Annotated in this window: 23 protein-coding genes, 1 tRNA gene and 2 rRNA genes (1 of these 26 cut by a window edge); 13 read left to right on the forward strand and 13 right to left on the reverse strand. The window is 59.8% G+C overall.

Features of this window, described 5'->3' with window-relative positions; translation table 11 throughout:
• Positions 1-93 precede the first annotated feature (93 nt).
• On the reverse strand, positions 94-936 hold the full coding sequence (locus tag I6L37_RS02570) for a LysR family transcriptional regulator (RefSeq protein WP_216993209.1): 843 nt from the start codon (positions 934-936) through the stop codon (positions 94-96).
• A 142-nt stretch (positions 937-1,078) separates the two neighbouring features.
• Here I6L37_RS02570 and I6L37_RS02575 point away from each other — a divergent pair, with 142 nt between their 5' ends.
• The 6 genes from I6L37_RS02575 (at position 1,079) to I6L37_RS02600 (ending at position 9,119) form a co-directional block, all read left to right on the forward strand.
• Positions 1,079-1,801 (forward strand): SDR family oxidoreductase, encoded by a 723-nt coding sequence (locus tag I6L37_RS02575; RefSeq protein ID WP_216993210.1) that lies wholly within the window; start codon positions 1,079-1,081, stop codon positions 1,799-1,801.
• 88 nt (positions 1,802-1,889) lie between these two features.
• The gene (locus I6L37_RS02580) at positions 1,890-2,213 is read left to right on the forward strand and encodes a hypothetical protein (protein WP_042028987.1); all 324 of its coding nucleotides are present in this window, start codon (positions 1,890-1,892) and stop codon (positions 2,211-2,213) included.
• 48 nt (positions 2,214-2,261) lie between these two features.
• Complete coding sequence (locus I6L37_RS02585) at positions 2,262-2,693, forward strand: DUF411 domain-containing protein (protein WP_042028986.1); 432 nt, start codon at positions 2,262-2,264, stop codon at positions 2,691-2,693.
• A 235-nt stretch (positions 2,694-2,928) separates the two neighbouring features.
• On the forward strand, positions 2,929-5,070 hold the full coding sequence (locus I6L37_RS02590; RefSeq protein WP_216993211.1) for a S9 family peptidase: 2,142 nt from the start codon (positions 2,929-2,931) through the stop codon (positions 5,068-5,070).
• A gap of 415 nt (positions 5,071-5,485) precedes the next feature.
• Positions 5,486-6,457: a TAXI family TRAP transporter solute-binding subunit gene (locus I6L37_RS02595; RefSeq protein WP_216993212.1), complete on the forward strand. Its 972-nt coding sequence runs from the start codon at positions 5,486-5,488 to the stop codon at positions 6,455-6,457.
• A 103-nt stretch (positions 6,458-6,560) separates the two neighbouring features.
• The gene (locus I6L37_RS02600) at positions 6,561-9,119 is read left to right on the forward strand and encodes a TRAP transporter permease (RefSeq protein ID WP_216993213.1); all 2,559 of its coding nucleotides are present in this window, start codon (positions 6,561-6,563) and stop codon (positions 9,117-9,119) included.
• Between the two features lie 496 nt (positions 9,120-9,615).
• Here the strand turns inward: I6L37_RS02600 and I6L37_RS02605 are convergent, their stop codons facing one another.
• The 4 genes from I6L37_RS02605 to tatA all read right to left on the reverse strand — a co-directional run bounded on the left by I6L37_RS02605 (position 9,616) and on the right by tatA (position 13,118).
• A complete protein-coding gene (locus I6L37_RS02605) occupies positions 9,616-10,869 on the reverse strand; it encodes a phosphatidylserine/phosphatidylglycerophosphate/cardiolipin synthase family protein (RefSeq protein ID WP_216993214.1) in 1,254 nt (417 codons plus the stop codon).
• A gap of 228 nt (positions 10,870-11,097) precedes the next feature.
• The gene (locus tag I6L37_RS02610; protein WP_026455981.1) at positions 11,098-12,516 is read right to left on the reverse strand and encodes a lytic transglycosylase F; all 1,419 of its coding nucleotides are present in this window, start codon (positions 12,514-12,516) and stop codon (positions 11,098-11,100) included.
• A gap of 123 nt (positions 12,517-12,639) precedes the next feature.
• A complete protein-coding gene (locus I6L37_RS02615; protein ID WP_026455980.1) occupies positions 12,640-12,942 on the reverse strand; it encodes a YfcZ/YiiS family protein in 303 nt (100 codons plus the stop codon).
• Positions 12,943-12,956: 14 nt separating this feature from the next.
• Positions 12,957-13,118, reverse strand: coding sequence for a twin-arginine translocase TatA/TatE family subunit (gene tatA / locus I6L37_RS02620; protein ID WP_042028974.1), 162 nt, complete (start codon positions 13,116-13,118; stop codon positions 12,957-12,959).
• Between the two features lie 273 nt (positions 13,119-13,391).
• Here tatA and I6L37_RS02625 point away from each other — a divergent pair, with 273 nt between their 5' ends.
• Complete coding sequence (locus tag I6L37_RS02625) at positions 13,392-14,384, forward strand: LysR substrate-binding domain-containing protein (protein ID WP_042028973.1); 993 nt, start codon at positions 13,392-13,394, stop codon at positions 14,382-14,384.
• Here the strand turns inward: I6L37_RS02625 and I6L37_RS02630 are convergent.
• Both I6L37_RS02630 and I6L37_RS02635 read right to left on the reverse strand, forming a co-directional pair.
• A complete protein-coding gene (locus I6L37_RS02630; RefSeq protein WP_026455977.1) occupies positions 14,357-14,956 on the reverse strand; it encodes a YhgN family NAAT transporter in 600 nt (199 codons plus the stop codon). The genes I6L37_RS02625 and I6L37_RS02630 overlap by 28 nt on opposite strands.
• A gap of 98 nt (positions 14,957-15,054) precedes the next feature.
• Positions 15,055-15,300, reverse strand: coding sequence for a YecH family metal-binding protein (locus tag I6L37_RS02635; RefSeq protein WP_042070251.1), 246 nt, complete (start codon positions 15,298-15,300; stop codon positions 15,055-15,057).
• Positions 15,301-15,508: 208 nt separating this feature from the next.
• Between I6L37_RS02635 and I6L37_RS02640 the strand changes: the two genes are divergently transcribed.
• The gene (locus I6L37_RS02640; RefSeq protein ID WP_026455975.1) at positions 15,509-16,792 is read left to right on the forward strand and encodes a dicarboxylate/amino acid:cation symporter; all 1,284 of its coding nucleotides are present in this window, start codon (positions 15,509-15,511) and stop codon (positions 16,790-16,792) included.
• A gap of 5 nt (positions 16,793-16,797) precedes the next feature.
• Here I6L37_RS02640 and I6L37_RS02645 read toward each other — a convergent pair whose 3' ends face one another.
• Complete coding sequence (locus I6L37_RS02645) at positions 16,798-17,112, reverse strand: DUF2007 domain-containing protein (protein WP_201983002.1); 315 nt, start codon at positions 17,110-17,112, stop codon at positions 16,798-16,800.
• A gap of 9 nt (positions 17,113-17,121) precedes the next feature.
• Positions 17,122-18,024: a LysR family transcriptional regulator gene (locus I6L37_RS02650; RefSeq protein WP_216993215.1), complete on the reverse strand. Its 903-nt coding sequence runs from the start codon at positions 18,022-18,024 to the stop codon at positions 17,122-17,124.
• Positions 18,025-18,120: 96 nt separating this feature from the next.
• Between I6L37_RS02650 and I6L37_RS02655 the strand changes: the two genes are divergently transcribed.
• Positions 18,121-19,173 carry an HlyD family secretion protein gene (locus tag I6L37_RS02655; protein WP_216993216.1) on the forward strand — a complete coding sequence of 351 codons (1,053 nt, stop codon included), beginning with the start codon at positions 18,121-18,123 and terminating at the stop codon, positions 19,171-19,173.
• The gene (locus I6L37_RS02660) at positions 19,173-20,726 is read left to right on the forward strand and encodes a DHA2 family efflux MFS transporter permease subunit (RefSeq protein WP_216993217.1); all 1,554 of its coding nucleotides are present in this window, start codon (positions 19,173-19,175) and stop codon (positions 20,724-20,726) included. Before I6L37_RS02655 ends, I6L37_RS02660 begins: the two co-directional genes overlap by 1 nt.
• A gap of 51 nt (positions 20,727-20,777) precedes the next feature.
• On the opposite strand, the gene I6L37_RS02665 is transcribed toward I6L37_RS02660, so the two are convergent.
• Positions 20,778-21,404 carry a lysoplasmalogenase gene (locus I6L37_RS02665; protein ID WP_026455970.1) on the reverse strand — a complete coding sequence of 209 codons (627 nt, stop codon included), beginning with the start codon at positions 21,402-21,404 and terminating at the stop codon, positions 20,778-20,780.
• Positions 21,405-21,590: 186 nt separating this feature from the next.
• Between I6L37_RS02665 and I6L37_RS02670 the strand changes: the two genes are divergently transcribed.
• The 3 genes from I6L37_RS02670 (at position 21,591) to I6L37_RS02680 (ending at position 23,036) form a co-directional block, all read left to right on the forward strand.
• On the forward strand, positions 21,591-21,731 hold the full coding sequence (locus tag I6L37_RS02670; RefSeq protein ID WP_185378105.1) for a hypothetical protein: 141 nt from the start codon (positions 21,591-21,593) through the stop codon (positions 21,729-21,731).
• Positions 21,732-22,030: 299 nt separating this feature from the next.
• Positions 22,031-22,651 carry an HTH-type transcriptional repressor FabR gene (gene fabR / locus I6L37_RS02675; protein ID WP_026455969.1) on the forward strand — a complete coding sequence of 207 codons (621 nt, stop codon included), beginning with the start codon at positions 22,031-22,033 and terminating at the stop codon, positions 22,649-22,651.
• Positions 22,652-22,670: 19 nt separating this feature from the next.
• The gene (locus I6L37_RS02680; RefSeq protein ID WP_026455968.1) at positions 22,671-23,036 is read left to right on the forward strand and encodes a YijD family membrane protein; all 366 of its coding nucleotides are present in this window, start codon (positions 22,671-22,673) and stop codon (positions 23,034-23,036) included.
• Between the two features lie 344 nt (positions 23,037-23,380).
• On the opposite strand, the gene I6L37_RS02685 is transcribed toward I6L37_RS02680, so the two are convergent.
• The 3 genes from I6L37_RS02685 to I6L37_RS02695 all read right to left on the reverse strand — a co-directional run.
• A tRNA-Asp gene (locus tag I6L37_RS02685) sits at positions 23,381-23,457 on the reverse strand.
• Between the two features lie 97 nt (positions 23,458-23,554).
• Positions 23,555-23,669 (reverse strand): 5S ribosomal RNA (gene rrf / locus I6L37_RS02690).
• 107 nt (positions 23,670-23,776) lie between these two features.
• Positions 23,777-24,414, reverse strand: a 23S ribosomal RNA gene (locus tag I6L37_RS02695) (it continues 2,251 nt past the right edge of the window).

Genomic DNA, 24,414 nt, shown 5'->3' on the forward strand with positions numbered 1-24,414 from the left:
ACCGGGAAAGAAGCCTCACTGCGCATGGCGCGATCGATAAAAAGGGGCACGACGACAAGGTGCATCCTGAAGATGCATGGGAAAGCGACCTTATCAGGAAGCGCCATACCCTGCCAACTCGGGGATCAGTTCACGCAGCGCTGGGTTCAGGGTCTGGTGGGCAGGATAACAGAGCCCAATCCGGCGAAACATCCGCGGCCCATTCACCGGCAAGGTCTGCAACCCGGGTTCATCCTCCACCAGGCCATCGGGCAGAAAACTGATCCCCACCCCCGCCAGCACCAACGACATCACCAGCCCCTTGCTCTCGGCCTTGGCCACCAGGTTGAGGGTGAGCCGGTCACAGGCCAGCAAGCCTATGGTCTGCTGATGAGCCTCGCAGGGGGGGCACTCAATAAAATCATGGTGTTGCAGCTCTGCCAGCTCGATGCGCGGACGGCTGGCCAGCGGGTGGCCGGTGGGTACGCACAGTACATAATCCTCTTCCCACAGCGGCAGGAAGATCTCGTCTTCCCGGCGCAGGGCATCCAGGGTCAGACGACAATCGGCGGGGCTATCCTGGTCGGAGAGGGTGAGATCCAGCTCCGGCAATACCCCCTGCACCCGCTGCAGCAGAGCCGCCACCCGGCGCCGGCTCAGATCCGGCATGATGGCAATATTGAGTCTCGCCCGCGTCGCTTTCTGGCGAAACAGCTCGGGCAGACGGCGCGCCTCCTCCACCAGCTTGACCGCGTGGGGATAGAGATAGTGGGCAGGCTCCTTCGCCTCCACCCCCTTCTTGCCCCGGATAAAGAGGCTGTCACCGAGCACCTCTTCCAGCTGGCGCAGCCCCGCCGAGAGGGAGGGCTGGCTGACGTGGCAACGCTCCGCCGCCGCAGTGATGTTCTTCTCTTCATAGATGGCGATGAAGAAACGCAGCAATCTCAGATCCAGCATAAGCCCAACCATAGTTTTTTCAGATGATAACCAGCGGAAAACAATATTTATCACTGATGGATGCGGAGACTATAGTGACTCCACTGCGTGCTGGCCAGCCGTCTGTTTGCCCAAACCGACCATCGAATCAGAAGGAAACATCATGTCCAAGTCCCTCGTCGTGATCACCGGTGCCTCCGCCGGGATCGGTGCCGCCATTGCCCGCGCCTTCTCCGCCGCCGGCCACCCGCTACTGCTGCTGGCCCGCCGGGTCGAGCCCATGCAGGCCCTGGGCTTGCCCGATACGCTCTGCATCGGCGTCGACGTCACCGATACAAACGCCATGAAGGCGGCCATACAGCAGGCCGAGGCGAAATTCGGCCCGGTGGGCTGCCTGGTCAACAATGCCGGCGTCATGTTGCTGGGTCAGGCCGACGTGCAGGATCCCGCCGAATGGCAGCAGATGCTCAACATCAACGTAATGGGCGTGCTGAACGGCATCCATGGGGTGCTGGCCGGGATGAAGGCACGCCGCAGCGGCACCATCATCAACATCAGCTCCATCGCCGGTCGCAAGACCTTCCCGAACCATGCCGCCTATTGCGCCACCAAGTTCGCGGTTCACGCCCTGACCGAAAACATCCGGGAAGAGGTGGCCGATCTGGGGGTGCGGATGGTGACTATCGCCCCGGGGGCAGTGGAGACCGAGCTGCTCAGCCACACCACGGACGAGAGCATCAAGGCCGGTTACCACGACTGGAAAGAGCAGATGGGTGGCGTGATCGCGCCCGAGGTGATCGCCGAGGCTGTGCTCTATGCCTGGAACCAGCCTGCCAGCGTCTGCGTACGTGAAATCGTGCTGGCGGCAACTCGTCAGCAACCTTAATCCAGCCTGACCGGAACGACGGGGAGGGCTTGACCCTCCCCCCTGGCACAGGGTTACCATAACGCCCCAATTTCGTCAGAGTCGTTCCATGGTTCTCACTCGTCGCCAACTCGCTCATGCCCGTCGCTGGCTCCCCCTGTGGAGTCTGGTGCTGGTATTGATGTCGTTTGGCAGCCGGGCCGCGACCGACCTCTGTACCCTGAGCAGCCACTGCAGCCAGAGCGAGCGCACCCTGGAGAAAGCCATGCCGTGCGGCAGCTTTACTTCGGCGCTCTCCATGACGGTGCTCGGCAATGACAGCCTGACGGTGGCCATGCTGGAACCCGATACCCCGGATTTCCTCCCCCCTTCCCTGTTCATGCCGGACGCTCCGGCGGAACGGCTGGAGCGCCCTCCCCGCACCCGGACTTGAGTCAAAATCCCCGTTTTTGGGCATGTTTTATTCAATCTGAGGTGAGTTATGTACAAATCCCTGCTGCTGGCCCTGCTGGCCGGCACTGTCAGCTTTTCCGCTCTCGCGGCCGAGAAGATGACCGTCTACAAATCCAAATATTGCGGCTGCTGCCAGGCCTGGAACAAGCACATGGAAGAGAATGGCTTCGAACTCGAGGTCATCGAAACCGAGCAGCTTGAACCGGTCAAGCAGAAATACGGCATCGCCCCGCAACTGGCCTCCTGCCACACCGGGGTGGTCAACGGCTATGTGATCGAGGGACACGTGCCCGCCGCCGATGTGAAGAAGCTGCTCAAAGAGAAGCCGGCGATCCGCGGCCTGACCATTCCGGGTATGCCACAGAGCGCACCCGGCATGGACATTCCGGGCCAACCCTACCAGGTGCTGAGCATCAGTAACGAGGGCACGACCAGAGTCTGGTCGAGCTATCCCGGCTGACGGATACTGGCCATGAATCGGCACTCCCCCATCATGTGAGGCACACCTGAGCGGACCCTTGTCGCTCATGGCCAGAGAAGAGGCCGCTATCGCGAGATAGCGGCCTTTTTTGATGGTTTTTCCTGCGATAACAAGGGACTGCTTGCAACCACCGGCGACAAGGGGCAGATTGTTGGCCAGTTCAAGGAGCCGATACGCCGGTTCGCCAACCCTGTTAACGCGCAAAGGATGCGACATGTTCCCCTTTTCTCGAGGGATACTGCTGCTAGCCTGTCTGACAGCCGTTCCCTGTTCCTATGCCAACCAAGAGTCTGCCATGCCGAGAAGCGAAATCCCTGTCCAACCCCCCGTTGCCGCCAAACACCCGCATACGCTGAAGAAACACGGGGATACCCGGGTCGACAACTACTACTGGCTGCGCGATGACAATCGTCAGGATCCCGAGGTGCTGGCCTACCTCAAGGCCGAAAATGCCTACACCGAGGCCATGCTCAAGCCGACCAAGGCGCTGCGTGAAACCCTCTACAAGGAGATGGTGGCCCGTATTCCCCAGCAAGACGAATCCGTCCCCTACGTGAAGAACGGCTACCGCTACCAGACCCGTTACGAGCCGGGCAAGGAGTACGGCATCTACTCCCGTACCAAGCAGGGAGAGCAGGAGTCCAAGCTGCTGCTCGACAGCAACCAGCGGGCCGAAGGACACGAATTTTACGCCCTTGGGGCGCTGGAAGTGAGCCGCAACAACCGCTGGCTGGCGGTGGCGGAGGATTACCTCTCCCGCCGCCAGTACCGAATCCAGTTCCTCGATCTGGAGAGCGGCAAGTGGGCCGCAGATACCCTGGAGAACACCTCGGGCAACCTGGTGTGGGCCAACGACAGCAAAACGGTGTTCTACGTGCGCAAGCACCCCAAGACATTGCTGCCCTATCAGGTCTATCGCCACACCCTGGGCACGGATCCGGCCAAGGATCAGCTGGTCTATGAGGAGAAGGACGACACCTTCTACGTCAGCCTCTACGCCACTACCTCGGAAGACTTCATCGTCATCAATCTCTCCAGCACCACCACCGGCGAGGCGCGCCTCATCGACGCCAACGTGCCGGAGCAGGCACCCCGTCTGTTCCTGCCGCGCAAGGTAGATCACGAATACACCCTGGATCACTACCGTGGCCGCTTCTATGTGCGCTCCAACAAGGACGGCAAGAACTTCGGCCTGTACGAGACCAAAGAGAGCCCGGTCGAGCGCTGGAAGCCGGTGATCGCCCCCAATCCCGACGTGCTGCTGGAGAGCTACGCCCTGTTCCGGGACTGGCTGGTGGTGGAAGAGCGCAACCAGGGGCTGACCCGGCTGCGCCAGATCAACTGGCAGAGCGGCGAGCAGAAAGAGATCGCTTTCGACGATCCGGCCTATGTCACCTGGCTCGCCTACAACCCGGAGCCGGAAACCAGTGCACTGCGCTATGGCTACTCCTCCATGACCACGCCCTCATCCACCTATGAGCTCGACATGGCCAGCGGCAAGCGCACCCTGCTCAAGCAGCAGCCGGTGGCGGGCTTCAAGGCGGAGCAGTACGCCAGCGAGCGACTCTGGGTGACCGCCCGGGACGGCGTGGCCGTGCCGGTCTCGCTGGTCTATCGCAAGGACATGTTCAAGAAAAACGGCCACAACCCGCTGCTGGTCTATGGCTACGGCTCCTATGGCGCCAGCATGGATCCCGACTTCAGCAGCTCCCGCCTGAGCCTGCTGGATCGGGGCTTCGTCTACGCCATCGCCCACATCCGTGGCGGTGAGGAGCTGGGCCGCCACTGGTACGAAGATGGCAAGCTGTTGAAAAAACAGAATACCTTCAACGACTTCATCGACGTCACCGAGGCGCTGGTGGCACAGGGTTATGGCGCCAAAGATCAGGTCTATGCCATGGGCGGCAGCGCCGGCGGCCTGCTGATGGGGGCTGTCATCAATCAGGCGCCCCAGCTCTATCGGGGCGTGGTGGCCCAGGTGCCGTTCGTCGACGTGGTCACCACCATGCTGGACGAGTCCATCCCCCTCACCACTGGCGAGTACGACGAGTGGGGCAACCCGAACCAGAAGCGCTACTACGACTACATGAAGTCCTACAGCCCCTACGATCAGGTCAAGGCCCAGGCCTACCCCAATCTGCTGGTCACCACCGGGCTGCATGACTCCCAGGTGCAATATTGGGAGCCTGCCAAGTGGGTTGCCAAGCTGCGGGAGCTGAAGACGGATGATAACAAGTTGTTGCTGAATACCGACATGGATGCCGGCCACGGCGGCAAGTCCGGCCGCTTCAAGGCCTATGAGGATATCGCCCTGGAGTACGCCTTTATTCTGGATCTGGCCAACCCGGCCCCCTGAGTCCATTGCACGGTAGCCCTTGCCACGCAAGGGCTACAAAAGAATCCAGACTCTCTTTTTCTCTCTTCCATTTCGCGTCGACTCCCCTTAATCTGCAACAGGGAAATGAATGATCGCGGTCATGTTTCTCGAGATTTAACTCCGTTAGTTTGCCATTTAGTTTGATTTATGTTGGCAAAATGTGCTTAATCGGAGTGCTTACAACTTTTTATCCGGCCTGCTATTGGCCAAATACCCCCGGTGGCAGGACGCCACGACAGTCACCGCAGGACGCGATGACCGCAGGCAAGGGCACCCAGGATCCCGCCCTTGTCATGCAGCACACATGAAACAATGGCAAACCCGGCGCAGAACGGGCTTACCATCAATTTACCCGCGGATCGGGTAAACCAAATCCAAGAAAAAGGGAGAAAAAATGAAAGGATTATCCTTGGCGTGCGCACTGTCGGCTGCTCTGGTCGGCGTATCATTTGGTGGTCCGGTACAGGCGCAGGAGCGCTTCGTGACCATCGGCACCGGCGGTCAAACCGGCGTCTATTATGTGGCAGGTCAGTCTATCTGCCGCTTCCTCAATCGTGGTTCCACCGAGCATGAGATCAAGTGCAACGCCCCGGCCAGCGGCGGCGGTGTTGCCAACGTCAACGGCATTCGCAGTGGCGAATTCAACTTCGGCATCATGCAGTCCGACCACCAGTACAAGGCGATGAAGGGGCTGCCCCCGTTCCAGGCCGAAGGTGCCATGGACGACATCCGTGCCGTCTTCTCCCTGCAGAGCGAAGTGTTCACCATCCTAGCCCGCAAGGACGCCAAGATCGCCGGCTTCGACGATCTGAAAGGCAAGCGCGTCAACATCGGCAACCCGGGCTCCGGCCAGCGTGACACCATGGAAGAGATCATGGCGGTCAAGGGCTGGAAGAAGAGCGACTTCGGTCTGGTCTCCGAGCTGAAACCGGCCGAGCAGGCTTCCGCGCTGGGTGACAACAACATCGACGCCATGAGCTACTTCGTCGGTCACCCGAACGGTGCCATCCAGGAAGCCTCCACCACCACGGATGCGGTTCTGGTACCGGTCACCGGCGCTGACATCGACAAGCTGCTGGCCGAGAAGAGCTACTACACCAAGGCCGAGATCCCGGGTGGCCTCTACAAGGGCAGCGACAAGCCAACCCCGTCCATCGGTGGCAAGGCGGTGCTCTCCACCAGCGCCAAAACCGATCCGGAAGTGGTCTACCAGCTGGTCAAATCCGTGTTTGACAACCTGGACCGCTTCAAGCGCCTGCATCCGGCCTTCGCCGACCTGAAGGAAGCCGACATGATCAAGGTGGGGCTCTCCGCTCCGCTGCATGAAGGCGCTGCTCGCTACTACAAAGAGCGCGGCTGGATCTGATTGAAGGCCCCAGGGCCTTTGTCACTCCTTCGACACCCGTTGGCTGCGCGGTTTGCGGCGGCGGGTGTCGTTTTTGTTGTACTCGATGGCACAAGTTGACCCTATGCAAGACAAACAACTCTCTACCGAGGAACTGATCGCCCAGGATGTAGGCGCCCGCCTGCCGCTGGGAGCCATGGGCTGGCTCATTACCGCCCTGGCACTGGCCTGGTCCCTGTTCCAGCTCTGGATCGCCTCGCCGCTCCCCTTCATTTTTGGGGTTGGCGTACTCAATGACACCGAAACGCGCGCCATTCATCTCACCTTCGCCCTGTTGCTGGCCTATCTGGTGTTTCCCGCGTTTCGCTCCTCCCCGCGGGATCGAGTCCCTCTCAGCGATATCGCGCTGGGGCTGATCGCCGCCGGTGCCGCATCCTATCTGTTCGTGATGTACGAGGCGCTGGCCCAGCGCCCCGGCAACCTGACCACCTCGGATCTGGTCACCGCCTGCATCGGCATTCCCCTGCTGCTGGAAGCGGCACGCCGCGCCCTCGGCCCGGCCCTGGCGGTGATCGCCATCGTCTTCCTGGTCTACAGCCTGGCCGGCCCCTGGATGCCGGGGCTGCTGGCACACCGCGGGGTCAGCTTTACCGCGCTGGCCAATCACCAGTGGATCACCACCGAAGGGGTGTTCGGCATCGCCCTCGGGGTCTCCACCAGCTTCGTGTTCCTGTTCGTGCTGTTTGGCGCCCTGCTCGAGCGGGCCGGCGCCGGTCACTACTTCATCCAGCTCGCCTTCAGCCTGCTCGGCCACCTGCGTGGCGGCCCGGCCAAGGCGGCGGTGGTCGCCTCCGGCCTCACGGGTCTCATCTCCGGCTCCTCTATCGCCAACGTGGTCACCACGGGCACCTTCACCATCCCCATGATGAAAAAGGTGGGTTTCAGCTCCGAGAAAGCCGGGGCGGTGGAAGTGGCCTCCTCGGTCAACGGCCAGATCATGCCGCCCGTGATGGGGGCTGCGGCCTTCCTGATGGTGGAGTACGTCGGCATTCCCTATGTGGAGATCATCAAGCACGCCTTCCTGCCGGCGGCCATCTCCTACATCGCCCTGCTCTACATCGTCCATCTGGAAGCGCTCAAGCTCGGCATGCAACCCATCGGTGGCCATCAGCCCAAGCCCTGGCTGCGTCGCCTGACCGGCTTTGCCTTCGGCGCCGCCCTCATCAGCGGGCTGTCGATGGCGGTCTACTACGGTCTGGGCTGGCTCAAGCCGGCCTTGGGCGACTATGCCCTGCCGGGGATCTCCCTGCTGCTGGCCGCCACCTATGTGGGCCTGCTGAAGATCGCCGCCAGCAATGAACCGCTGGCAGCCGAAGATCCCGACAAGCCGCTCACCGAGCTGCCCGACACCCGCACCGTGCTGCTCTCCGGCCTGCACTTCCTGTTGCCGGTGGTGGTTCTGGTATGGTGTCTGATGATCGAGCGCCTCTCCCCCGGCCTGTCCGCCTTCTGGGGCACCGTCATGCTGGTCATCATCCTGCTGACCCAGCGTCCGCTGCTCAACTGGCTGCGCACCGACGGCAAACATGACTACGGCACCGTACGCGACGGCGTCATCGACCTGCGCGAAGGTCTGGTGGCCGGTGCCCGCAACATGATCGGCATCGGTATCGCCACTGCCACTGCCGGCATCATAGTCGGTGCAGTCTCCCAGACCGGGGTTGGCCTGGTGCTGGCCGATCTGGTGGAGATGCTCTCCATGGGCAATCTGCTGCTGATGCTGCTGCTGACTGCCCTGCTCAGCCTCATCCTCGGCATGGGGCTGCCCACCACCGCCAACTACATTGTGGTCTCCAGCCTGCTGGCGCCCGTGGTGGTCACCCTGGGGCAGCAGAACGGCCTCATTGTGCCGCTCATCGCCGTGCACCTGTTCGTGTTCTATTTCGGCATCATGGCGGACGTGACCCCGCCGGTGGGGTTGGCTTCGTTCGCCGCGGCCGCCGTCTCCAAGGGTGATCCCATCAAGACCGGTATCACGGCGTTCTACTACAGCCTGCGTACCGCTGCACTGCCGTTCCTGTTCATCTTCAACACGGATCTGCTGCTGATCGACGTGGACTTTGCCCACGGGGTGATGATCTTCATCGTGGCCACCATCGCCATGCTGATCTTCGCCGCCGCAACCCAGGGCTACTTCCTGGTGAAGAGCCGCTGGTACGAGAGCGTGTTGTTGCTGCTGGTCGCCTTTACCCTGTTCCGCCCCGGCTTCTGGATGGACATGGTGCACGATCCCTATCGCGAGACGCCGCCCGCCCAGCTGGCCCAGACCATGGGTGAACTGGAGGTGGAGAGCACCCTGCGGCTGCGGGTTCAGGGGGAAGATGCGGTGGGCAAACCCCGCAAGTTCACCCTGCTGGTTGCCGTGCCCGATGGTGCGAACGGTGAAGAGCGTCTGGCCAATCTGGGCCTGAGCCTCTATGAACAGGATGGCAAGACCCTGATCGACAACGTGGCCTTCGGCAGCCCTGCCGCCGGCATGGGGCTGGAGTTTGACCAGGAGATCCTCGCCGTCAAGGCTCCGACCGATCGCTGGCGCAAGGAGCTGATGTGGCTCCCGGGTTTCTTGCTGTTCGGGGTCATCGTCTGGCTGCAACGCCGACGCCTGGCACCACAGCCTGCTTGATCCCAGACAGGGCCGCGTGATGCGGCCTTGTTTTTTGTCCGGCATAGACCATGGCGGCAAAGGTGACCCAAGAGGAAAAACGGCCCCCCAAAAAAAGTGGGGTGACATTTCCATGTCACCCCCTCGCAAATAGCATGTTCCATATTGGAGTCCGGCCACGCCGGATGCCTTGCCCCACTTCCCCAGAGTCCGCTACCCATCCGAAGTCAGTGTCGATTGCAGCGAATGCAGTCGACCGGTCACCCTGTGTTGCCTTCATCCACACGGCAGACGGGCCGCCGTGTTTGTCCTTGCAAGTGAAATATTACGCAGACAAATAAAATAAAAAAACGTTTTTATGCCCTGCAGTTCCCGTGTTGATGCAAAAAATCGCCTTCACATTAACAATAATTCATTTAAAAACAGTAATATAAGGAAATGAATAGCTATTCACCCGCAAGGAGGATAAGCAAAGGCGTACAAGGCTTTGCGAGATCTCGCACAAAAAACATCCGGCTCACAGCCAGCGCTTCAGGGGCAACCAGTCACTGAGTCGGGCCACCAGTCGCCGGGGCCAACCATCGATTTTGCGGGGTGCGCTACTGGCCTGCTCTTGCCAGTGCATCAGCCACGACCTCAGCTGCTCGCACAGGGTCGGGCAACGCAGGTGCAGCATCAGCTCGGTGTTGAGAAACAGCGAGCGGGGATCTAGGTTAAGGCTGCCAAACAGGGCCCGTTCCCGCCCCAGCAGGATCAGCTTGGCATGCAGGCTGTGGCTGTCATCGCCAAACTCGTGCACCTGGATCCCCTGACGCAGCAGCCAGCCGCGATAGCGTCGGTAGGCGCCATAGACCAGAGGCACATCCGTGCTGGCCAGGGAGTTGGTGAGGATATCGATGGTCACGCCCCGTTGACGCAACTGCAACAGGCGGCGGCGAAAGCCACGGGTCAGGATGAGGTAAGGGGTCACCAACGACAATGAGTGCGGATTGTCTGCCAGTCGCTGCCACAGCTGGCGGGCCGTGGCGGGTCGCGAGATCAATCCCTTTCCGGGCCGGTCGAACCACACCTCCGCCACACCGTCGTGCCACTGCAGCGCCAAGGGTTCATCGACAAACAGGTTGGCCGGCAATGAATAGACGGCGGCAATGGCCGGATCCGTCATGGTGAGCAGAAAGTCATTGACCACCCGGGCCTCGGCGGGCAGCGGGGAGCGTCGCAACAGGTGGCGAATGGGATGGCTCCAGCGGCTGTGCCAGAACTGGGCAAATCCCTGCGCCATCTCCTGACACAATGCTCCCCGGCAGGCGAGATCCAGATCAACGAAGGGGGGCTGATCGTCGAGATGGAAGTAGCGATCACCGATGTTGCGACCGCCGATCAGCGCCAGCCTGCCATCCACCAGCAGCAGCTTGTTGTGCATGCGGTGATTGATGCGGCGAAAGCTGAATAGCCCCTCCAACAGCAGCGCCAGGAGTCGCCAGCCCCGCAACCAGAAGGGGTTGAACAGGCGCACCTCGATCCCCGGCTCGTGGGCCACCATCTCCAGAAAGCGGTTGTCGCCGGCATAGAGATCATCCACCAGCAGCTCGACCCTGACCCCGCGCCTGGCGGCATGGAGCAGTTCGCTGAGCAGCAGCTTGCCGCTGCTGTCCTCTTCCCAGCTGTAGTACTGGGCCTGGATCCGCTCGCGGGCAGTGCGGATCCACTGGCAGCGCACCTTGAGTGCCAGCAGGGGATCCGCGATCAGGGCGAAGGATCCCGGGATCATGCTGTCATCCTGCTGTCATCGGGGAGTGTCATAACGCTGGCAAGCCTCTCTGAATAGCAAGCAAGGAGCTGCTGATGGAACTGCACGATACCCCGATGGTGCGCTATCTCGACCAGTCAGGCCAGCCAGATGTCGTTCCGACCACCGAACCCGTGCACTGGTTTTTGCAGCACAGGGATGGCGGCTGGCAGCTTCCGGTAACCCTGCCGGCCCAATCCAGCCAGGAGTTCAGGGCTGCACCGCCTCGATTGCGGCAGCCTTGCCTTCAATCTGGAGCAGGCTAAAACGGTAGGCGACATAGTACTTGTAGATGGTCCCCACATAGTTGATCGGCCCCTGCCCCACCTCGTTGGCCACCAGCTGATCCACGTTGCCAAACCAGACATCGGGATCCAGCCCCAGTGAGCGGGCCTTGTTGCGCAATGCCTGCACCCGGTTGGGCCCTGCATTGTAAGCAGCCAGGGCAAACAGGTGACGATTGAGCCGATCCAGACCGGGATCGTTGAAATAGGTGTCGAGGATCAACCGCATATAACGGCAGGCGGCCTCCACGTTGCCCTCCAGACTCGCCAGCCTGGCTCCCGAGATCCCCACTTCCCGCCCGGTGGCAGGCAGCAGCTGCATGATGCCAACCGCCCCTTTTGGGGAGCGCACGTTGGGATTGAGACCAGACTCCTTGTATCCCAGCGCTGCCAGCATCAACCAGTCGATGTCATATTTTTCCGCATATTTTTCAAGCACCTTACGGATCTTTGCCAGTCGCCCCAAGGGATCCGGTGCCAATATGTTGCTCATCCGCTCGCTGTGGGCCAGCAAGCGCCGCAGGGTCAGATCGCTGAACAGGCTGTGCTGGCTGACGCTGGCCAGATAACCGTTGACCGCCTTGAGCAGCTCGGGGCTGTTTTTGCGCAGCGCCCAGGCACTGGTGCCATTGCTGCGCAGGGGCACCAGCTTGTGCGCCTTGAGACCATCGATCATCCCGAGCCAGATCCGCCCCTTGTAGCTGTCAGTCACCGTGAGGGGGATAATCCCGGCCGCCACCATCTCCAGCAAATCGCCATCCTGCAGATATTCGGGCACCGCCTCTATGTAGACGGGGGGCAGTCCCAGTTCGCGAAACAGCCAGTTGAGCTGGCGCAGGCTCTCGTAGTAACTGGAGCTGGCCCGCACCCAGACCCGTCGGCCGGAGAGCTGGGTGATGCGGTTGAAGGAGGGCAGGCTATGTTGGCTCACCACCCACTCCTCGATGGAAGAGATGAGCGGCCTGGAGAAGCTGACCTGCTCCCTTCGGGTCGGGGTGACCGTCATGGTGGCCGCCACCAGATCGCCACGCCCCTCCGTCAGATAATCCAGCAGCTTGTCCTGCCTGACCGGGATGTAAACCACCTTGAGCTTGACCTTCTCCTTGGCGAGATAGGTCTTGTTCAGCCAGCGCTCGAACCCTTGCAGCTGGTTGACCAGGATGCCGTATTGGGCCCCCTTGTCGAGGAAGTAGAAGCCGCGCTCATAGACCACCAGGGCCCTGAGTTCACGCTTTTGCAGGATACTGTCGAGGTCCCCGGGCTGGGGAAGACGCTGCGGCTTGAGATCGGCCGCCAGCAGAGGAAGACACCAGAGAGCCAGCAGGCCCCAGATCCATTGCCGCATGTGTTCGCCTTTTGTTGGCCACTCGCGCCGGTCAATACCGACGGTGGAATAGACTAACTATAGAACTCGACCCACGGCAGAAGGGTCAACGCGGCAGGCGTACCTGCCGCATCATTACAGTGCTCAGATGGCGCGAGCCCGCATCTCGAAAATCAGTTTTTCGGCGGTGCAGGTGAACTGCAGACGGGCTTTCAGGATCACCCCATCGGCGCCCTGGGTCAGCTCGCTGCTCACCTTGGCCTCTTCGGTGACCTGCTTGGCCAGCGCTTCATAGGCAGCCAGTTTGGCGCGGGCAGCCTCCTCTTCAGCGGCCTCGATCACCAGATCCATCACGTCATCACCTTCGCCGATAATGGTGCCAATCTCGGCAAAGCAACCACAGCTGTCGCAGGTTTCGTTCAATTCAACTTTATCGTCTACAGACATACTTCCACTCCTACTCATTTCGGATGATTTGCATCGTCACGCAAGGCTTTACGAAAATCCCTGATGGCGGTACCCAGATCCTCGCCGGCGCTGGTCAGGCGTTTGCTGCCAAACACCAGCACGACCACCAGCAAGAGGATCAACAAATGCCAGATATGAATTCCACCGAGTCCCATAGGGAAACCTCTCATCCAGAGATATCTGCTGGTTGTATCAAATTAACGCGCAAGGATTGTTGGGTAAAATCAAGACGGGTGCAAGTTGGCAAATAAATCGCCCAAAAAATATGGCGGCCCGGGGCCGCCATATTGCTTGTGCTACTTTGTCCCCTCAACCGCTACATCCTGTACCAGCGGCCCTGGCGGGCCCGAGACCTCTAGAGGATAAGATCGCCAAGATATGAATACTAATGGTATAAATTCATCCTTGTATTGAACAGGATTCATATCATGCTACTGGAACAACTGGCCCGCATTGACCTCAATCTGCTCATCATCCTGCAGGTGCTGCTGGAAGAGCGCAACGGCAGCAAGGCGGCCCGTCGCCTTCACCTGAGCCAGTCTGCCGTCAGCAAGGCCCTGGGACGGCTACGCGAGACTTTCGACGACCCGCTCTTCATCCGTTCCGCCTACGGGCTGGAACCCACCGCCCGTGCCCAGACACTGCAACAGCAGTTGCAACCCATACTGCTGTCGCTGGACAACCTGATCCAGCCCCCCGCGTTCGATCCCGCCAGTTCGGAGCGGGAGTTCGTCATCGCCAGCATGGACAGCGCCTTCACCCTGTTCGCCCCACTCTACTTGAGCGAGCTGAAGCGCCAGGCGCCGCGGATCCGCCTGCGCTATGAAGAGTGGACCGAGAACAGCCTGACCGAGATGAGCCAGGGACAGGTGGACATCGCCTTCACTGTGCGGGAGAACTGCATCAACTCGGATTACCGGCTCGATACCCTGCCAAGCAGCATCTGCCAGCGGCTGCTGGCCATCGACGGATTGACCTGCCTGGTGCAAAAGCATCACCCCGCGTTGCGGGAACCAGGCTGGGATCTGGACCACTATCTGCGCTACCCCCATGTACAGACCTACTGCGAGGGACGGGATCGCTGGATGCTGGACTACAAGCTGGCGGAACAGGATCTCTACCGGCGGATCGAGGCAACCGTCCCCTCGTTCGAGGCGGCGCTGCGGATGGGGATGCACTCCGACATGATAGTGACGCTCTCAAGTCTCTATGCCCGCCATGCGACCCAGGTCTATCCCCTGATGCAGCTACCTCTGCCCATCGAGCTGGACAGCATCTCCCACCTGCTGATCTGGCATCAGCGCCATGACGAGGATCCGGGCCATCGCTGGTTGCGCGAGACCCTGCTGACCCAGATCATGAGCCAACTTGAGCCTCACGCCCATACTGACGATCAGGACTGGGCCGTCACCTGCAAGTAGTGGTGCACGCCATCGAGCAGCATCTGCACCGAGATCATCACCAGCAGCATGCCCATCAGCCGCTCCACCGCAGTGAGTCCACGCTCACCCAGCAGCTTGTTGAACACCTCGTAGAACATCAGGATCACTGCGCTGGCTCCCCAGGCCATGAAGAGGGCCAGCGACCAGTCGACCATCCGGGTCGGCTCCTGGTTGGCGAGCAGCAGCAGGGAGGCGAGGATGGAGGGGCCGGCGATCATCGGGATCGCCATCGGCACCAGGAAGGGTTCTTCACCCGCAGCAAGCCCGGTCACACCGCCCTCTCCCGGGAAGATCATCTTGATGGCGATGAGGAAGAGGATGATACCGCCGGCAATGCTCACCGCCTCCTGACGCAGGTTGAGGAAGCTCAGGATCTGCTGGCCGACGAACAGGAACAGCATCATGATCGCCAGGGAGAAAAGCAGCTCGCGGATCATCACCTTGCGTCGCCGCTTGGGATCGATGTGACGCAGAATGGAGAGGAAGACCGGCAGGTTACCCAGCGGGTCCATGATCAGAAACAGCATGACTGCGGCAGAGAAGGTATCCATACAACGCCCTGGCTACGCCTTGAATAGCAAAAAGAGAAGGGGCGAAATATAGCAAAATGGGAGGTATTCAGCGAGCGCCATGATGCGCTCGCAGAGGGTCAACCGTGGTTGCAGATCTTGTCGGCGTGGGTCTGGAAACCGTCGGCGGACTCGATGAACTTGCCACGGGCAGCCAGGAAGTCGATCAGAGCCTCGGCATCCATCTCACTGGCGCTGCAGGTATGAAAACGCGCCTGTTCGCCAAAACGCTCGGCCATCGCCTGCTTGAGGCTGGCACGGGTAAACTGTCCGCCCAGCTCCAGCATCATCTCCATTACTTCGTGACCGTGTACCGATTGCGACATTTTTCACCTCATTAATGAACATATTTAATGCTCATTAAATCCTGTCAGGGCGCCGGGGATCTTGATATAGACCAATAAATCACGCATTACCCGGTCAAGAGACTGGTCGTGGCGACTCCTTTGTCGATAATGTGGCAACCCGCATCGGGGATCGCTACACTGGCGCCCCTTTTGCCATTGCAGACAAATTAATAAGGATATTGGCGTCATGCTGTTCCATGGAGAGGCTTTCAAGCCCTGGCAGATCTGGACCCGCCGCCCACTCTGGCTCAAGACCCTGATCGGCATGCTGTTGGGGGTCACCCTCGGCGTTGGCTTCAAGGAGCAGGCCCTGCTGCTCAAGCCCATCGGCGTGCTGTTCGTCAACACCATCCAGATGCTGATGGTGCCCCTCATCTTCTGCTCTGTCATCGCCGGCCTCACCGCCCTGCTCAAGGGCAAGAAACTGGATGCCATCAGCAGCAAGGCCATCGGCCTCTATCTGGGCTCCACTGCCATCGCCATCTGCATCGGCCTGATGATGGGCTGGCTGCTGGAACCCGGCATGGGTGCCGACATGGGCCCTTATGAACGGGTCGGGATGGTGCAGCAACCGACCCTGGGCACTGTGCTCAGCCAGCTGGTCCCCAGCAATCCCATCCAGGCCATGGTTGATGGCAAGATCCTGCAGGTGCTGGTCTTCGCCCTGGCCCTCGCAGTGGCACTCAACGCCAGCGGCCGCCGCGGTCGTCCCGCCATCCGCTTCTTTACTTCGTTGTCGGAGGGGATGTTCAAGCTGACCCAGATGGTGATGGCATTGGCGCCCTACGGCGTCTGTGCCCTGATGGCCTGGATGATCGGCAAATATGGCATCGACCTGCTGTTGCCGCTGTTCAAGGTGATCGGTGCCGTCTACCTCGGCTGCCTGTTGCATGTGCTGGGAGTTTACAGCGCCCTGCTGCTCCTGCTGGCACGCCTCAATCCGCTGCACTACTTCAAGAGCATCGTCGATGCCCAGGCCGTGGCCTTCACCAGCAGCTCCAGCTCAAGCACCCTGCCCATCAGCCTGGCCTGTGCCGAGAAACGGTTGGGGGTCTCTTCCGCCATCACCGCCAAAGTGCTGCCCATCGGTGCCACCATCAACATGGATGGTACGGCTCTCTATCAGGGCGTCACCGCCCTGTTCGTGGCCCAGGCCTTTGGTGTCGATCTGCACGTAGTGGATTACCTGACCATCATCAGCATCGCGACCCTGGCCAGCATCGGCACCGCTGGCACCCCGGGCACCGGCCTGATGTTGCTGACCCTGACCCTGACCGCCGTCGGCCTGCCGCTGGAGGGAGTGGCGCTCATCGCAGGGATCGACCGGATCCTCGACATGGCGCGCACCGCCGTCAACGTCTCGGGGGATATACTGGTTTCAGTGCTGATTGCGCGCAGCGAGAACGAACTGGATATGGCGACCTATCATGACGAACACGCAGGGGAAGATATCGACTTCCCCCTGCGCTAGCCCGTTCAACCCTCATGGGGATCGTGATGACAGCGCCAGCAGACATCGAAGTTGGCGCCGTTTTCCTCCCCGCATTGGCCACAGAGCCAGCCGTTGCCCTGGCGCTGCTGGTAACGTTCGATGACTCTGCCTGCCTTGCTGCGATCCTCGGCTCTCACCATCAGGGTGACCTGAAGCAGATCGACTGGCAGCTCGCCCAATGCGCCTGACAGCCCCTCACCACTGAGGCGCACCATGACCCCTTCCACTTCCAGTGCACCCTTGAGCGCGTGGGCTTCAAGAGAGTGAGAGGCGCGATAGAGGTTGATCCAGTTTTCCATAGGTCTCCCTTACAGCAGCTTGTCGATGCCGAACTCGACACCGTTCTCCACCATGAAATCGATAAACGCCCGCAACTTGCGCGGCATCAGGCGCCGCTCCGGAAACAACAGATAGATGGGTACTCTCGGCTGTTGCCACTCAGGCAGCAGGGAGACCAATTCACCGCGTTCCAGCTCCTCCAGACAGAGCATAGCGGGTAACGAAGCGACCCCCAGCCCCGCCTTTGCGGCCTCCCTGGCGCAGGTAATATTATTAACCCGAAAACGGGATGGGGGGTCAACTAGAACCTCTCTGCCATCCCGTTCAAAACACCAGTGGGACGCCAGAAAACCACTGCTGACTGCCACCCGCTCATGGCGGAGCAAGTCCTCCGGCCGGGCGATCGCCGGACTGCGAGCCAGATAGTCCGGACTGGCACAGAGCAGCCGCTCGGTACTCCAGAGCCGACGCGCCGCCAGGTTGGAATTGCTCATGTCCCCCACCCGCACCACGGCGTCGAGTCCCTCACTGATGGGGTCCAGGATCCGGTTGGTCAGCTCCAGCTCCACCTGCATGGCGGGATAGCGCTGCAGAAATTTGGCGACCATGCGACCGACTACCAGTTGCCCGGTCTCGATGGGCACGGCCAGCTTGAGGGTGCCGGTCACCTCCTGCTGGCGGGCGCTCAGCATCAGCTCGGCCTCCGTCAGGGCATCCACCGCCTTGCTGCAACGTTGGTAATACTGCTCTCCCTCTTCCGTCAGCGTGAGCTGACGGGTGGAGCGATAGAGCAGGCGCACACCGAGTCGACGTTCCAGCTCGGCAATGCGTCGGCTTACCATCGCCTTGGTCATCCCCAGCTCCTGGGCAGCGGCGGTAAAAGATCCCTTGTCGACGATACGAACCAGGATTAATGCGGCATTGAGATCCATTGTTTCACCAATGAGACAGTTATTCTCATAACCTGATACTAATCGAAACAGTTGGCCGGTGTTAGCCTGCGTCTCTTAAGTTCAGGAATCCCCCCGATGAGTCAACACAAGAAAATTCCCCTGCTGGCCGCCATGGTGCTGGCCCTGCTTGGCCTGCTGTTTGCCGGTTACTGGTATCTTCATGGCCGCTATTTCGAAAGCACCGACAACGCCTATTTGCAAAGTGAAGTGACCGGGATCAGCTCCAAGCTGTCCGGTTATATCAGCGAGGTGCTGGTGACCGATAACCAGTCGGTCAAGGCGGGTCAGCTGATCGCCCGCCTCGATGATCGCGAGTTCCAGAGCCAGGTAGCAGAGGCACAGGCCGATCTTCACCTTATCCAAGCCACTATCGAGAACCTGGCCGCGACCCGTGTCCAGCAGTTGAGCCTGATCCTGCAGGCCGAAGCCAGGGTCGCCTCTGCCGAAGCCGAGCAACTACGTGCCCGGCAGCAAGTACAGCGAATAGGTCAGCTCAACCAGCGCCACTACAGCTCGCAAGATAGTCTGGACGAAGTGCGCGCCAGCCTGCAGGTCACGCAGGCACAGATGCAGGAAGCCAAGGCCGCCCTGCAGGCCGCCCGTGAACGGCTGCTGGTACTGGATGCTGAAGCGAAACAGAATCAGGCCAAGCTGGCCCTGAGCGAAGCCAAGCTGGCACAAGCCAGGCTGGAGCTTGGCTACACCGAACTGCGTGCCCCTGCCGACGGCATCATCGGCAAACGCAGCCTGCGGGAAGGGCTCTACGTCCAGTCCGGCATGCAGGTGGCCAGCCTGGTGCCGCTGCAGCAGGTGTGGGTCGAGGCCAACTTCAAGGAGACCCAGCTCGCTCACATGCAACCCGGACAAAAAGTGGAAGTGATCCTGGATGCCTATCCGGATCAGCCAATCGAGGGGATCATCGACAGCTTGGCCCCCGCTACCGGCGCCAAGTTCGCTCTGCTGCCGCCGGAAAACGCCACCGGCAACTTCACCAAAATCGTGCAGCGGGTGCCGGTCAAGATCCGCATTCCCGAACCGGGCCCCTTAGCAGGCAAGCTGCGCCCGGGCCTCTCCACCGAGGTCATAGTGGATACCCGTACTCCCGAGCCTCTGGTTGCGGCCAACTGATGGAACCCATTCCACGCCGCAACTGGATCGCGGTCATGGGGGGCCTTATCGGTGCCTTCATGGCCATCCTCGACATCCAGATCACCAATGCCTCTTTGAAAGACATTCAGGGGGCCCTGTCGGCGACCCTGAGCGAGAGCTCCTGGATCTCCACCTCCTATCTGGTGGCGGAGATGATCGCCATCCCGCTGAGCGGCTGGTTGAGCCGGGGGCTGAGCGTGCGGCGCTACCTGCTGTGGACCACTGGGGCCTTCATCATCGCCTCCGTGCTCTGCTCGTTCAGCTGGAACCTCACCAGCATGATCATCTTCCGTGCGCTGCAGGGCTTCACCGGAGGGGCGCTGATCCCCATGGCCTTCTCGCTCATCGTGACTCTGCTGCCCCTGCAGAAGAGAGCCACCGGCATGGCGCTGTTCGGCCTGTGCGCCACCTTCGCCCCCGCCATCGGCCCGACCCTGGGTGGCTGGCTGACCGAACAGATGTCCTGGCACTACATCTTCTACCTCAACGTGCCGCCCGGACTGCTGGTGCTGGCCATGCTGGCTCACGGACTGGACAAGCAGCCGGTGGACTGGGGGGTGATCAAGCGAGTGGATCTCGTCGGCATCGTCACCATGGCGGTGGGGCTGGGTCTGCTGGAAGTGGTGCTGGAAGAGGGCAACAGGGAGGACTGGTTCGGTTCCAGCTTCATCGTGCGACTCACCGTCATCTCTGTGGTCGCGCTGGTGTTCTTCGTCATCAGTCAACTACTCAGACGCCATCCACTGGTCAACCTGCGGCTGCTGCACAACCCGCGTTTCGCCCTAGCCTGCTTTGCCTATCTGGTGCTTGGCATGGCACTGATGGGCTCCATCTATGTGCTGCCGCTCTACATGACCCAGATCCACAACTACAACGCGCTGGAGATAGGGGAAGTGTTGATGTGGATGGGCCTGCCACAACTGCTGGTGCTGCCGCTGGTGCCCAGGCTGACCCACAAGATAGACCCGCGCTATCTGGTGAGCTTTGGCTTTCTGGTGTTCGCCGTCAGTTGTTTTATGAACGTCAACATGAGCGCCGACTATGCCGGCCCCCAGCTAATCCAGTCGCTCATCGTACGGGCGCTGGGCCAGCCCTTCATCATGGTGCCGCTCTCGCTGGTGGCGACCGCCAGCCTGACCCATGATGAAATCCCCTCCTCTTCTACCCTGCTCAACGTATTGCGCAACCTGGGGGGCGCCTTCGGCATCGCTATCATAGCGACCATGATCGACAACGATACCCGAACCCATGTCAGCCAGATCAGCAGCACCCTGGCCGCCAGTAGCATAGAGGGACAGAACTATCTGCTGCAGCTGACCCAGAGCATGATGGCACAAGGTTCTGGCCCGGAGCTGGCCAGGCAACAAGCCCAGACCATGCTGTCGAATACCATCAGCCGCGAGGCGGCCATCATGGCCTACAACCAGGTGTTCTATGTGATGGGCATCTTCCTGTTGATCGCCAGCGCCCTGATGTTGCTGCTCAAGCAGCCAGCCCCCAGGGCAGCTGATGCCGAACCGATAGAAGCATGATGCACTAATCAGAAACGGGCCCAAGGGCCCGTTTTGTGTTAGCGGTAATACTCAACCCGCCAGCGACCCGGCTATCAGGAATTGCGCCGCAAAATAGCTGCTCATGATCCAGGCCCGAGCCTGGGGAAAGGGGCGACGAAAGCGATCGAGTGCCAGCATAGTATCTGAGAAGAGGAACATCAGTGCCCCTACCAGAGCTGCGGCACTGCCTGCGGTCAGAGAAGCATGCCAGGCACCGGCTGCCACCCAGGCCATGCAGATGATCACCAACATGTAGCAGAAGACAGGGATCCGCATCTCCCCCAGCTTGCTCCACAAGACGCCAAATACCATGCCGGCGACCAGCAACAGCAAAAGCCCATCCACCAGATTGAGCAACAAGGGACCCTGGGCAAAACCGACGATGTAACAGAGATGCGCGACAAGAAATGCCGCCAACCCGGCGATAAAACGGTCTGCCGGCAGCATCAGCAACACGTCACCCGCCAGCGAGAGACAGAGCCCAAGCAGGATCCAGGCGTGGGATCCATCGTGATCATAACCCTGGTAACCGAATGCCAGCGCGATGATAAACAGCATGGTCAGCGGCTTGCTGAGATAAAACTGGCGATAATCAGCCCCATAGGCGGCGCGGATATGCCACCAACCGGATGCGATGATCAAGAAACTCAATAACATGCCCTGCCCCTTACCTGATGCTCGCTGCCATACGGAAACCATTCTATCTCATTGAGTAGATTAACAAATAGTCGTCCGCTGTGGCAGGGGGTTATCAAACGAGCGGACTAAGCCTAAAGTCTAATTGCAGCCCCGAGTCACTCAGGGCATAAGAGACGGGTTCGGAGGATCACCATGGAAGAAGCTATGAAAAACTATCTGCCTGCGATCGATATCATGATGTGCCATTTGGGGATCAGTTTTGAGCAGGCTTGTGAGCAACTGGGCCTCAGCCAGCTGGAACAACAGACCCTGAGCGCACTGCAAGAGCAGGATCTGCCGGAATAATCCACCTTCAAGCAAGGTAAACGGCACATATCACGTAAAGAGAAAGCCGCCGAACTGGTGGCTTTCTTTTTTACTGATTGCCTCTTGCAACCAAGTCCTTCCAGAACGGACATATCAGGCTCAAGGGCAAGTTTCGCCAGAAAATGCCGCACCGAATCCCTCATCGCGGCGACCATGACTCATACTCCGCGACGCCAACAAGAGGACACGCTCGCTGGCAAAAAAATAGGATACAAACCTGATCCTGAGGCGCCTTCGGGTTATCATCTGGCCTCGACAAGCTGAAGGTGACAGATTTCGTGGGTATTCGCGCTCAACAAAAAGAAAAGACCCGGCGTACATTGATCGATGCTGCATTCAGCCAACTGTGCGCCAACCGTAGTTTCTCCAATCTCAGCCTGCGGGAGGTCGCCCGAGAGGCCGGCATAGCCCCGACCTCCTTTTATCGCCACTTCCGCGATATGGAGGAGCTGGGATTGACCCTGGTGGACGAAGGAGGCCTGACCCTGCGTCAGCTGATGCGCCAGGCCCGTCAACGCATTGCCGGTGGCGGCAGCGTCATCAGCACCTCGGTGCAGACCTTTATGGAGTTCGTCGAGAACAACCCTAACATTTTCCGGCTACTGTTGCGGGAACGCTCAGGCACCTCGGCCGCTTTCCGCCAAGCCGTGGCACGCGAGATCCAGCACTTCATTGCCGAGCTGACCGACTACCTTGAGGCCACCACTCAGGCCCCGCGAGAAGACGCCTATATTCAGGCCGAAGCCATGGTCACCATCGTATTCAGCGCCGGGGCAGATGCCCTCGACATGACCAGCGAGGAGTGCCGTGCGCTCTCCGAGCGTACGATTCGCCAGCTGCGAATGATCGCCATGGGTGCCGAGGTTCAAAACCAGAAACGCCATGCCCCTCACTCATAACCATTGGATGGAGAACGATATGCATGAACAGCTAATGATCCCGAAAAAGCCTCTCATACTGGCACTGCTAACTGGCATCTGCGGAGATGCATCGCTGGCTGTGCTGACCAACTCGCAAGTTCCCTTCTCCCTCTATCCTCTCATCGCCTTCTTCCTGGCGGCTTACCAACTGTTCCTGCACTATCGGCAGGAACCCATGGTGGGCAATACCCCGATATGCACCCTGCTTTGCTTCTTTATCGGTGTATTTGGTCATGCCGCACTGCTCAAGGTGCAATACCCGGAAATGGGCAGTAATTTCTTTTCTCTGATCATGATGTTGCTGCTATTGGCCGCCCTTTCCATCAAGCTGGGCCTGAGCTTTGGCAAGAAAGAGAAAGCCTGAAAGAACCGAATATCTGTATTAACCAGTACAAAATGAAGATAAAAAGCCTTCCATCGGGAAGGCTTTTTTACGGCTGCAGAGGAATAGGGAAAAGTCGATGTTTCCCTGAGGCCAGGGTTTGAGAAGCCAGCGGCAAACAACTCGCTGACTGGACAGATACCGTCCGGCTCAAGCATAAGAGACTGCAAGCCGGGAGGGTGTTGCCAGTGGCAAGTCGCAGTCCTGCCGCTGTCTCTTCTTTCCTTATTCCCGTTCGCAAATGCCAGAAAGCAAAAAAGCCTTCCCGTCAGGGAAGGCTTTAAAAACGAAAAAAAGCCCAGTCTGTCGACTGGGCTTCTTGTTAGTGGCGGAGCGGACGGGACTCGAACCCGCGACCCCCGGCGTGACAGGCCGGTATTCTAACCGACTGAACTACCGCTCCGCATTCGGTTAGCTTTCGCTAAATCATTTGCTGCTTATTCTGAGGTGTCATCCTCGCAGCCAGTAACGTGATTTTGCACATCACTGTTTAATTGGGTGCCTGGCAGTGTCCTACTCTCGCATGGCGAATGCCACACTACCATCGGCGCTACCGCGTTTCACTTCTGAGTTCGGCATGGGTTCAGGTGGTTCCACGGCGCTATGGCCGCCAGGCAAATTCTTCAATCTTGGAAAGCTGACGTGAATAACGACTGGTCGCTATCACTGAATTAGTAGTTCGCTCATTCGCTACAAGGCCCAGAACACTTCTTGGGTGTTGTATGGTTAAGCCTCACGGGTAATTAGTACGGGTTAGCTCAATGCATCGCTGCACTTACACACCCCGCCTATCAACGTTGTGGTCTCCAACGGCCCTTTAGGACCCTCAAGGGGTCAGGGATGACTCATCTCAGGGCTCGCTTCCCGCTTAGATGCTTTCAGCGGTTATCGATTCCGAACTTAGCTACCGGGCAGTGCCACTGGCGTGACAACCCGAACACCAGAGGTTCGTTCACTCCGGTCCTCTCGTACTAGGAGCAACTCCCTTCAATCATCCAACGCCCACGGCAGATAGGGACCGAACTGTCTCACGACGTTCTGAACCCAGCTCGCGTACCACTTTAAATGGCGAACAGCCATACCCTTGGGACCGACTTCAGCCCCAGGATGTGATGAGCCGACATCGAGGTGCCAAACACCGCCGTCGATATGAACTCTTGGGCGGTATCAGCCTGTTATCCCCGGAGTACCTTTTATCCGTTGAGCGATGGCCCTTCCATTCAGAACCACCGGATCACTATGACCTACTTTCGTACCTGCTCGACCTGTCCGTCTCGCAGTTAAGCTGGCTTATGCCATTGCACTAACCTCCTGATGTCCGACCAGGATTAGCCAACCTTCGTGCTCCTCCGTTACTCTT

This window comes from Aeromonas sp. FDAARGOS 1407 (genome assembly GCF_019048725.1).
Classification (GTDB): Bacteria; Pseudomonadota; Gammaproteobacteria; order Enterobacterales; family Aeromonadaceae; genus Aeromonas; species Aeromonas enteropelogenes.

Coding starts and splice junctions, on each gene's coding strand:
- I6L37_RS02570 (WP_216993209.1), bottom strand. CDS start 936: ATGCTGGATCTGAGATTGCTGCGTTTCTTCATCGCCATCTATGAAGAG.
- I6L37_RS02575 (WP_216993210.1), top strand. CDS start 1,079: ATGTCCAAGTCCCTCGTCGTGATCACCGGTGCCTCCGCCGGGATCGGT.
- I6L37_RS02580 (WP_042028987.1), top strand. CDS start 1,890: ATGGTTCTCACTCGTCGCCAACTCGCTCATGCCCGTCGCTGGCTCCCC.
- I6L37_RS02585 (WP_042028986.1), top strand. CDS start 2,262: ATGTACAAATCCCTGCTGCTGGCCCTGCTGGCCGGCACTGTCAGCTTT.
- I6L37_RS02590 (WP_216993211.1), top strand. CDS start 2,929: ATGTTCCCCTTTTCTCGAGGGATACTGCTGCTAGCCTGTCTGACAGCC.
- I6L37_RS02595 (WP_216993212.1), top strand. CDS start 5,486: ATGAAAGGATTATCCTTGGCGTGCGCACTGTCGGCTGCTCTGGTCGGC.
- I6L37_RS02600 (WP_216993213.1), top strand. CDS start 6,561: ATGCAAGACAAACAACTCTCTACCGAGGAACTGATCGCCCAGGATGTA.
- I6L37_RS02605 (WP_216993214.1), bottom strand. CDS start 10,869: ATGATCCCGGGATCCTTCGCCCTGATCGCGGATCCCCTGCTGGCACTC.
- I6L37_RS02610 (WP_026455981.1), bottom strand. CDS start 12,516: ATGCGGCAATGGATCTGGGGCCTGCTGGCTCTCTGGTGTCTTCCTCTG.
- I6L37_RS02615 (WP_026455980.1), bottom strand. CDS start 12,942: ATGTCTGTAGACGATAAAGTTGAATTGAACGAAACCTGCGACAGCTGT.
- tatA (WP_042028974.1), bottom strand. CDS start 13,118: ATGGGACTCGGTGGAATTCATATCTGGCATTTGTTGATCCTCTTGCTG.
- I6L37_RS02625 (WP_042028973.1), top strand. CDS start 13,392: ATGCTACTGGAACAACTGGCCCGCATTGACCTCAATCTGCTCATCATC.
- I6L37_RS02630 (WP_026455977.1), bottom strand. CDS start 14,956: ATGGATACCTTCTCTGCCGCAGTCATGCTGTTTCTGATCATGGACCCG.
- I6L37_RS02635 (WP_042070251.1), bottom strand. CDS start 15,300: ATGTCGCAATCGGTACACGGTCACGAAGTAATGGAGATGATGCTGGAG.
- I6L37_RS02640 (WP_026455975.1), top strand. CDS start 15,509: ATGCTGTTCCATGGAGAGGCTTTCAAGCCCTGGCAGATCTGGACCCGC.
- I6L37_RS02645 (WP_201983002.1), bottom strand. CDS start 17,112: ATGGAAAACTGGATCAACCTCTATCGCGCCTCTCACTCTCTTGAAGCC.
- I6L37_RS02650 (WP_216993215.1), bottom strand. CDS start 18,024: ATGGATCTCAATGCCGCATTAATCCTGGTTCGTATCGTCGACAAGGGA.
- I6L37_RS02655 (WP_216993216.1), top strand. CDS start 18,121: ATGAGTCAACACAAGAAAATTCCCCTGCTGGCCGCCATGGTGCTGGCC.
- I6L37_RS02660 (WP_216993217.1), top strand. CDS start 19,173: ATGGAACCCATTCCACGCCGCAACTGGATCGCGGTCATGGGGGGCCTT.
- I6L37_RS02665 (WP_026455970.1), bottom strand. CDS start 21,404: ATGTTATTGAGTTTCTTGATCATCGCATCCGGTTGGTGGCATATCCGC.
- I6L37_RS02670 (WP_185378105.1), top strand. CDS start 21,591: ATGAAAAACTATCTGCCTGCGATCGATATCATGATGTGCCATTTGGGG.
- I6L37_RS02680 (WP_026455968.1), top strand. CDS start 22,671: ATGCATGAACAGCTAATGATCCCGAAAAAGCCTCTCATACTGGCACTG.